The organism is Frankia sp. CcWB3 (assembly GCF_977927595.1).
In genome coordinates this window covers 1-7,606 of the sequence record NZ_CDWRCK010000206.1, presented here as the reverse complement: position 1 = coordinate 7,606, position 7,606 = coordinate 1, and the positions used below count along the sequence as shown (strand labels likewise).

Genomic DNA, 7,606 nt, shown 5'->3' with positions numbered 1-7,606 from the left:
TCGGGTTGGAGTACTAGAGCCCTTCCAGATAGTCCGACGGGCCGAAGTCGGTGAGTCCGGTGAGATCGGATGCTGCGGTGTGTAGCTCCTCGATTGTTTGGATCTTGTCTACTGAGTACGCTCCTCTGGTCCGTCAGCAGACGGCCTCAACAAATTCTCGGGATACAACGACAGGTTCCTCCCCGAGGGGCAGCAGGTGGAAACGGTCTTTTCGCGGAGCGTACGGAGGGTGTATAGGGTCTCCGCGGCTGGCCAGCCGGAAAACATCCAGTTTCCCAGGGCCGACTCTGGACGCCGTGCCCGATGCCGCTCCTGATCTATCCTCGCCGACGGGTCCCGGTGTAAGATACGGCCGTCGATCCGGATGACAATGCGAACGTCATGACCGTGTCCTTTCTGTAACTGTCGCGAACGTCCTGGTAAGCCATCGGCGGCACCCCGTTCGCCGGGCGCGGCAGCCTAGGCAGCTGAACATGCCGACGAAATACCGACCTCCGCTAGCTTCGAGCTAATCATAGCCGATACGAGTGGGTGATCGGCGTTCTGCGTCCGGCGCCAGCCATCGACAATTGAGATCGGCTGATACGAATATCAGCGCCAGTACTGCCGTGGGTTGATGCCCCGCCGCTTCGGGCCCATACTTCCTGCCTCGCGGCAACCGAGGTCGCCACGGTCGCATCACGTCACCCATCCCCGCCGTTGACGAGTTGACGACCTGACGCCGCGCCTGAAGTGACAACGCGGGTTGGGCCAGGCGCGTGGATGTCCGGGCATAGAATGGCGGGTAACATTTTATCGCGAACGGGTTACGGCTATAGGTCAGCTCGGCAACACGCCCGGCCACATTGAACGGGTATCGACTGCCCGCCCATGAGTAGAGTCCACGGACGTGGTGCGTGGGGAGTAGCAGTCTTGTCTTCAACTCGCCGTCGACGTAGGCGAATCCGGCTCGGAAGCGGATGTGGACCCGGGCCAGTTGCGGTCAGCGTTCGTGAGCGCGGGTGTTCAGCCGCTGGCGCAGATGGTGCTGCATGGACTCGGGCGGGTTCTTCGGCACGGCCCCATCCCGCCGCCTGCGACCGGCCCTCCACCATGATCTTTGGTTATGGTGGAGGGCTCGGGACGGTGTGCGGCGGTGCCGGTGGTCGCCGCGGCCACCAGCACCCCGCCCGGGCTCGCCGCCACCTGGACTCATGCGGCGATCGCCGCCCAGGTCGCGGGCATCGTCTTCGCCCCGATATCCGCCTCTCAGGTCGGCAGGATCCTGGCCGGCCTGGACCTTAAGCCGCACAAGGTGACCGGATGGCTCACCCGGCGCGACACCCCCGACTTCTGGAACCGCGTCCGCGACATCTGCGCCCTGTACCGCACTCCGCCGAAAGGCGCGATCGTGCTGTCCATCGACGAGAAGACCGCGATCCAGGCCCGCGAGCGCCGCTACCCCTCCCAGCCCGCCGCACCAGGCCGAGCCGCCCGCCGCGAGTGCGAGTACCGCCGCCACGGCACCGCCTCCATCGTCGCCGCCCTGGACATCACCACCGGGCAGACCCTGATCGAGACCATCCAGCGCAACAACGCCGTGACCTTCACCGTCTTCCTGGACCGGCTCGACCGGCTCCTGCCACGCGACAAGGACATCCACGTGGTTCTCGACAACGGCTCCGCGCACACGGCCAAGCACACCAGGGCGTGGCTGGCCGCCACCCGCGCTGGCACGTCCACTGGACCCCGCCCCATGCCTCCTGGCTCAACCAGGTCGTGCTCGTCTTCTCCGCCCTGACCCGCGCCGTCCTCCGCAACGGCGACTTCACCAGCCGCGACGACCTGATCGAGAAGATCGATGCCTGGACGATCCGGCGCAACGAACACGCCCGCCCCTTCCGCTGGACCTACCAGGGCACCCCGCTCAAGGAAACGGCCTGACCCACCCGACCCGATCCGCAGGAACGCGGTCAGCCGGGCAGGGCCGCTGTCAGGTCGACCTCGACCAGCTGCCCGGGGAAACCGAGCCGGGCGACTCCCAGCAGCGTGCTCGCGGTGGTGAACGCCGGCCCCACGACCGAATCGGTCAGGCGCCGCCAGGCGGTACCCAGAATCCCGACATCGTCGCTGACCACATAGATCACCGAGCGGACGACGTGATCCGGCCCGACGCCCACCGCGCGCAGGGCCGCGACGGCGTTGGCTGCCACCTGGTCGATCTGGGCGTCGAGATCCCCCGGACCCACCAGCGCCCCTGAACGGTCGAGCGGGCACTGCCCCGCCAAAAACGCCGTCCGGCCCGCCTCCACGACGGTGATGTGGTGATACCCCGGAGTCGCATGGAGCTGAGCGGGATTGATGCGCGTGATCTCAGCCGTCATACACGCGAGTCTCGCGACTTGACCAACACAACGCTCACCTTTTCCGCAAACCCACCCCTCACCCGAACCCACAATCACCGACCGTGAACTACTCTCCACGAACTTACGCGGAGCAGCACTAGTAGCAGCGATGCTAGCCCTACCGTTCGGCGGTGTGGCAGGGATCGTGAATCTTCGGGAGATCGCCGAGTGGCTCGGCATCTCGCGTGCGTGGGCTGATCAGTTGTTGCGCCGACCGTCGTTCCCCGCCCCGCTCACGGAGTCGCGCCCGATGAGGATTGGGACCGCGACGAGCCGCCCGCTGTCGATCCCACCCTTCCACAGATCGATCTACCAGAGATCGATCTGCCGGAAATTGGGCTTCCAGACATCGAACTCCCGGACGTGTCGGTGATGACCGCCGATGTACAGGGTGTACACGTTGAGGCGCCTCTTGACCCTGCCGAGATGGTGGTCCTAGCCCCAGACGATGACACCAGCGTTCCGTTCCATGCGACGGTCCAAGACTTCGAGGTCGATGATCCCGAATCCCTGCTTGACCAGGCACCGGCGGTAGATGAAGAGGAACCCGAGCCCGACGAACCAATCGGAGCCGACCCGCCGACTGCGGATGATCTCGCGACTACGCCACCGTCGGTTGAGAGCCGCACCATCGGTATGAATATCCCGAACGAAGACGGCGAGAACGGGGTCGTCGCGGAGACGGGGCTGAGGAGTTGCATTGAAATAACTTGATTATTCTATATCGGGTCTACGGGAAGTGAACGTGTAGTTCCACTCGCCGTGGAAACTGTCGCGCTCGAACGGAATCTCCTCCTGTTCCTTCTTGGATAGCTTGATCCCTGTCGGGTAGTCGGCCGGGTCGAGTGCGCACCGGACGACGAGGTAAACGTTCAGTGCCCTCGCGGAGGGTGCTGCTTTCGGGGTGGCAGTAGCGGGCTGTGACGGCTGGGCCGAGTGGTCCGGCTGTGTGGGCTTGTCGGGTCTGGCCGTGTGTCGACGCCGCGCACGGGTTGAGGACCCACTTTGATTGCTTCGTGCCTGATCCGGACGGTCCGTCGCGTGACGCGCTGGTTTGGCTTGTCCTCTGGCAGGCACGGCAGAACAGCCAGCTGAAGGCGATCGTCGAGAAGCTCGCCGCGGCGAACGCGGACCTGACGGCGGCGAACGGGGTACTGGCCGGCCGGTTGGGCCGGGGGACGCCTCGACCGCGGACTCCCCGTAGCCTGACACCCAGGCTCCTTCCCGTTGCCGCTTCCATGGCCTAGTCGCCACGGAATGTAACGAGAAGGAGTCCTCTTATTGATCAACGCCAGCCCACCACCTGGCGACCGTCACCCTGACGATCTCACCTGAGCCGAACTGCACCCATTTCCGAACGTTTACTCCATCAATGAGGAAATACCACCGCGGATCACGCCGGTCCAGGCGCTTCGGGAGCATCTCGACCGGTGGAAGAACGGCCAGGGACGCGAATACCCACAACCCGACGGTGAGACGACATTCGCCTGCGACATGGGCGACAGCCGCTATGGTTGCCCGTGGTACGACAACGTCGAATGGCCCGACGGCAACCCCCTAGATGTCGCCTGATGGCCGCGGGGGAGGGGGCCGGGAAGGACCGGCGGAAGCGGCGGCGTTCCCAGGGTGAGGGGGCGCTGTTTCAGCGGGCGAGCGACGGCCTGTGGGTCGGTCGCATCGATCTCGGCTGGGCGGACGGGAAGCGCGTCCGTAAGACCGTCTACGGCAAGACGGAGAAGGAATGCCGCGAGAAGCTCACCAAGGTCAGGAATGCGGCCGAACTCGGCGTCAACGTCACGGCAGAGCGCCGGACGGTCGCGGTGTGGCTGACGGAGTGGCTCGCCATCAAGGAGGACGACGGAACGCGGGCGTCGACGCTGCGGGCCTACCGTTGGCTGATCACCACGCATATCGTGCCGATGATCGGCCGTGTGCAGCTCGACAAGATGACCCCGTTGGACGTGCGGCGGCTCGTCGCGGCGGCGAAGAAGTCGGGGCTGTCGGCGGGGAGCGTCCGCCACGTGCACAGCCTGATCCGCAACGCGCTGGCGGAGGCCGAACGGCTGGACCTCGTGGCGCGCAACGTCGCGAAAGCGGTCAAGGCGCCACCGACACCGCATCGCGAGGTCCGTGCCCTGCGCCCGGAAGAGGCGCGCCGGCTCGTCGATGTGCTCCGCGGCGAGCGGCTGGAAGCGGTCTTCGCCTGCGCACTGATGCTCGGGCTACGGCGTGGCGAGATCCTCGGCCTGCGCTGGACGGACGTCGACATCGACGGAGCGACGCTGCACGTCCGGCAGACCCTGCCGTCAGGCCGGGTTGCCGTGGCTGCGGCTGCATGATCTGCGCCACGCCTTCGCGTCGATGCTCTTTGCCGAGGGTGTAGCGGCGCGGACGGTGATGGAGCTGCTCGGGCACTCCACGATCCAGCTCACCATGAACACCTACACCCACGTAATGCCGGAGACCCAGCGCGACGCGGTCGGCCGGCTCGACCGGATCTTCGGCGATCAGGCGGACGACGAAGAGGATGTCGATCAGACGAACGAAGAGGAGGGCGGGGAGGAGCTCGCGGGCTGACCGTGTACCCGAGCGAATCGGCGGCGCCCCGGGATGGCTGTGTACCTTGCAGCGCCCGGGGCGTCTGCCATCAGGGCATCCATCAGGGCATAGAGAGGCTGGGGTACAGAAGTGGGTACAGAGACCTTCTGGAAGAGACTACCGAGAGTCATGCGACCTGGTAGATACGGGTGCGCCGCCAGGGACTTGAACCCCGAACCCGCGGATTAAGAGTCCGCTGCTCTGCCAATTGAGCTAGCGGCGCGTTGCCTCCGCGTCCCCGCGGCGACATGCAGAACTCTACCAGGCACTGGAGACGAGTGGCCGGGGGTGCAGGCACGGCGCTCGGTAGCGGCGGCCACCTTGGAGATCACTGGTGGCGGCGGCTCCGGGTCCCTGCGTGTCCTCCGGGGCCGGTCTTACCCGGGATCTTGCCCGGGTCCCGGGGCTGCCTGTGGTCTCGGCTCGGAGCCGTAACGGGCATCAGCGGGGTTCCAGGAATGTTTCGCTGATAGACATGACGTGGCCGACGCCGCGGGCCTGCCGGACGTACGGTCAGGCCGGGACACCGCGGTGAGGCCGGGACGCGGTGGCTTTGGCGTCTCGTCCCTTCCCTCGCGTCCGATCCGGACCGGCGTCACGCGGGTACCGAATCGGACCTGACGACCTGGAGGCCCACCGCGAGCTCCGAAGCATCGTCCGCTGACACGGCCCGTCCCTCGCACGGACCGCCGGATCGGCCGGACCCCAGCCCGCACCCGGGTCCGGGTCCCGTCGAGCGATCGCAGTTGCCCAGTCCACGCCCACGGCCCCAACCAGCCGAGGGGCCTGCCGCCCCCGGCTCCCCGGTGGCTCCCGGTTCACCTACGGCCACCGAGGAGAAAGCCGAGGATGCCGGGCCGGAGAAACCGGCGGTCGGCTGGCTGCGCAGGATCCTCCGCGAGATCCTCGTGTACCGCCGCAACGCCGCCCTGGCCTTCGGCGCCGCGCTGCTCGGCACGCTCGTCACGGCCGCCGTCCCGTTGGTCGAGCGGCAGGTCATCGACAACGTCGTCGTCACGCACCGCCACTCTCTTGCACCCTATGTCGCCATTCTGCTCGGGGCCGGGGTCGTCGTCTTCGCCGCCGCGTTCGTCCGACGCTACGTCGGTGGCCGGCTCTCCCTCGATGTCCAGTACGACCTGCGCGACGCCGTCTTCAGCGCCATCGAGCGCCTCGACGGGGCCCGGCAGGACCAGCTCCAGACCGGGCAGGTGGTGAGCCGGGCGATCTCGGACGTCACCGTGGTCCAGGGTCTGCTGTCCTATCTGCCGATGATGAGCGGCAACCTGGTGCTCTTCGTCGTGTCCCTTGTGGTGATGGCCTGGCTGTCCCCGCTGCTCACCGTCATCGCGCTCGCGCTGGGGCCGGCGCTGTTCATCGTCGGCTACGGCGCCCGACGCACGGTCTTCCCGGCGACCTGGGCGGCGCAGCAGCAGGCCGGCGAGGTCGCCGGAGTGGTCGAGGAGGCCGTCGCCGGCGTCCGGGTGGTGAAGGGGCTCGGGCAGGAGGCCCGCGAGCTGGACCGGCTGGCGGTGGACGCCCGGTGGCTGTTCGCGCTTCGGATGCGTGCGGTGCGCATCACCAGCAGGTTCGGTGCGGCGATGCAGGCCGTTCCCGCGCTCGGCCAGGTCGCGGTGCTGGCGCTCGGCGGCTGGCTGGCGCTGACGGACCGGATTACCCTCGGCACCTTCCTCGCGTTCAGCACCTATCTTGGCGCCCTGATCGGGCCGACGCGGACCCTCGCCGGTCTGCTCACCGTGGGCCAGCAGGCCAAGGCCAGCACGATACGCATCTTCGAGATCATCGATTCGCAGCCGGCGATCACGGACCGGCCGGGCGCCGTGCGCCTTGGCCGGGTCCGCGGGCTGGTCGACCTGGACGGTGTCACGTTCGGCTACGTTCCGTCCCGCCCCGCGCTGTGGGACGTGAGCCTGCGGATCGAGCCGGGGGAGACGGTCGCCCTCGTCGGCACGTCCGGTTCGGGCAAGTCGACGGTCGCGATGCTGCTGTCGCGGTTCTACGATCCCCAGGCCGGGACGGTCCGGCTTGACGGTGTGGACATCCGCACGGTGACACTGTCGTCGCTGCGGGCGCAGATCGGGGTCGTCTTCGAGGACAGTTTCCTGTTCTCCGACACGGTGCGCGCGAACATCGCCTACGGTCGGCCGGGTGCCACGGATGACCAGATCGTCGCGGCCGCGCAGGCGGCGCAGGCGGACGTCTTCATCCGCGGCCTGCCCGACGGCTATGACACCGTCGTGGGGGAACAGGGCCTGACCCTCTCCGGTGGCCAGCGCCAGCGCGTCGCGCTCGCCCGCGCGCTACTCACCGATCCCCGCGTCCTGCTCCTCGACGACGCGACCTCGGCCGTGGACGCCCGGATCGAGGCCGAGATCCACGACACGCTCCGGACGATCATGCGTGGCCGCACCGCCCTGCTCATCGCGCACCGGCGCTCCACCCTGCGCCTCGCCGACCGGATCGCCGTGCTCGACGCCGGCCGGATCGTCGACGTCGGGACCGAGGCCGAACTGACGGCCCGATGTCCTCTGTTCCGCCATCTGCTCGCCGGCCCCGGTGAGGGCCTTCCCGACCAGCTCCCGTCCCCGTCCCCGTCCCCCGAC

10 protein-coding genes and 1 tRNA gene are annotated in these 7,606 nt (G+C 67.6%); 8 read left to right on the top strand and 3 right to left on the bottom strand.

What is annotated here, in order from left to right; translation table 11 throughout:
* Positions 1–1,135: 1,135 nt before the first annotated feature.
* Both ACY5KJ_RS15115 and ACY5KJ_RS15110 read left to right on the top strand, forming a co-directional pair.
* Complete coding sequence (locus tag ACY5KJ_RS15115; protein WP_462203639.1) at positions 1,136–1,780, top strand: IS630 family transposase; 645 nt, start codon at positions 1,136–1,138, stop codon at positions 1,778–1,780.
* Entirely contained in the window at positions 1,759–1,923 is a 165-nt protein-coding gene (locus tag ACY5KJ_RS15110) for a hypothetical protein (protein WP_462188395.1), read from the top strand. The genes ACY5KJ_RS15115 and ACY5KJ_RS15110 overlap by 22 nt, the downstream gene beginning before the upstream one ends.
* 29 nt (positions 1,924–1,952) lie before the next feature.
* Here the strand turns inward: ACY5KJ_RS15110 and ACY5KJ_RS15105 are convergent, their stop codons facing one another.
* A complete protein-coding gene (locus ACY5KJ_RS15105) occupies positions 1,953–2,363 on the bottom strand; it encodes a RidA family protein (protein ID WP_462188396.1) in 411 nt (136 codons plus the stop codon).
* 390 nt (positions 2,364–2,753) lie between these two features.
* On the opposite strand from ACY5KJ_RS15105, the gene ACY5KJ_RS15100 reads away from it, so the two are divergent.
* Positions 2,754–3,098, top strand: a complete 345-nt coding sequence (locus ACY5KJ_RS15100; RefSeq protein WP_462203638.1) for a hypothetical protein — start codon at positions 2,754–2,756, stop codon at positions 3,096–3,098.
* Here ACY5KJ_RS15100 and ACY5KJ_RS15095 read toward each other — a convergent pair whose 3' ends face one another.
* Positions 3,099–3,461, bottom strand: a complete 363-nt coding sequence (locus tag ACY5KJ_RS15095; RefSeq protein WP_462203636.1) for an ISAzo13-like element transposase-related protein — start codon at positions 3,459–3,461, stop codon at positions 3,099–3,101.
* On the opposite strand from ACY5KJ_RS15095, the gene ACY5KJ_RS15090 reads away from it, so the two are divergent.
* The 4 genes from ACY5KJ_RS15090 (at position 3,401) to ACY5KJ_RS15075 (ending at position 4,961) form a co-directional block, all read left to right on the top strand.
* Positions 3,401–3,631 carry a hypothetical protein gene (locus ACY5KJ_RS15090; protein WP_462188398.1) on the top strand — a complete coding sequence of 77 codons (231 nt, stop codon included), beginning with the start codon at positions 3,401–3,403 and terminating at the stop codon, positions 3,629–3,631. The genes ACY5KJ_RS15095 and ACY5KJ_RS15090 overlap by 61 nt on opposite strands.
* 121 nt (positions 3,632–3,752) lie before the next feature.
* Entirely contained in the window at positions 3,753–3,956 is a 204-nt protein-coding gene (locus tag ACY5KJ_RS15085; RefSeq protein WP_462188402.1) for a hypothetical protein, read from the top strand.
* On the top strand, positions 3,956–4,723 hold the full coding sequence (locus ACY5KJ_RS15080; protein WP_462188399.1) for a site-specific integrase: 768 nt from the start codon (positions 3,956–3,958) through the stop codon (positions 4,721–4,723). Before ACY5KJ_RS15085 ends, ACY5KJ_RS15080 begins: the two co-directional genes overlap by 1 nt.
* Positions 4,701–4,961 (top strand): tyrosine-type recombinase/integrase, encoded by a 261-nt coding sequence (locus ACY5KJ_RS15075; RefSeq protein ID WP_462188400.1) that lies wholly within the window; start codon positions 4,701–4,703, stop codon positions 4,959–4,961. Before ACY5KJ_RS15080 ends, ACY5KJ_RS15075 begins: the two co-directional genes overlap by 23 nt.
* Before the next feature lie 171 nt (positions 4,962–5,132).
* On the opposite strand, the gene ACY5KJ_RS15070 is transcribed toward ACY5KJ_RS15075, so the two are convergent.
* Positions 5,133–5,205, bottom strand: a tRNA-Lys gene (locus ACY5KJ_RS15070).
* Positions 5,206–5,788: 583 nt separating this feature from the next.
* Here ACY5KJ_RS15070 and ACY5KJ_RS15065 point away from each other — a divergent pair.
* The coding region (locus ACY5KJ_RS15065; protein ID WP_462203635.1) for an ABC transporter ATP-binding protein at positions 5,789–7,606 on the top strand (1,818 nt) is incomplete at its 3' end.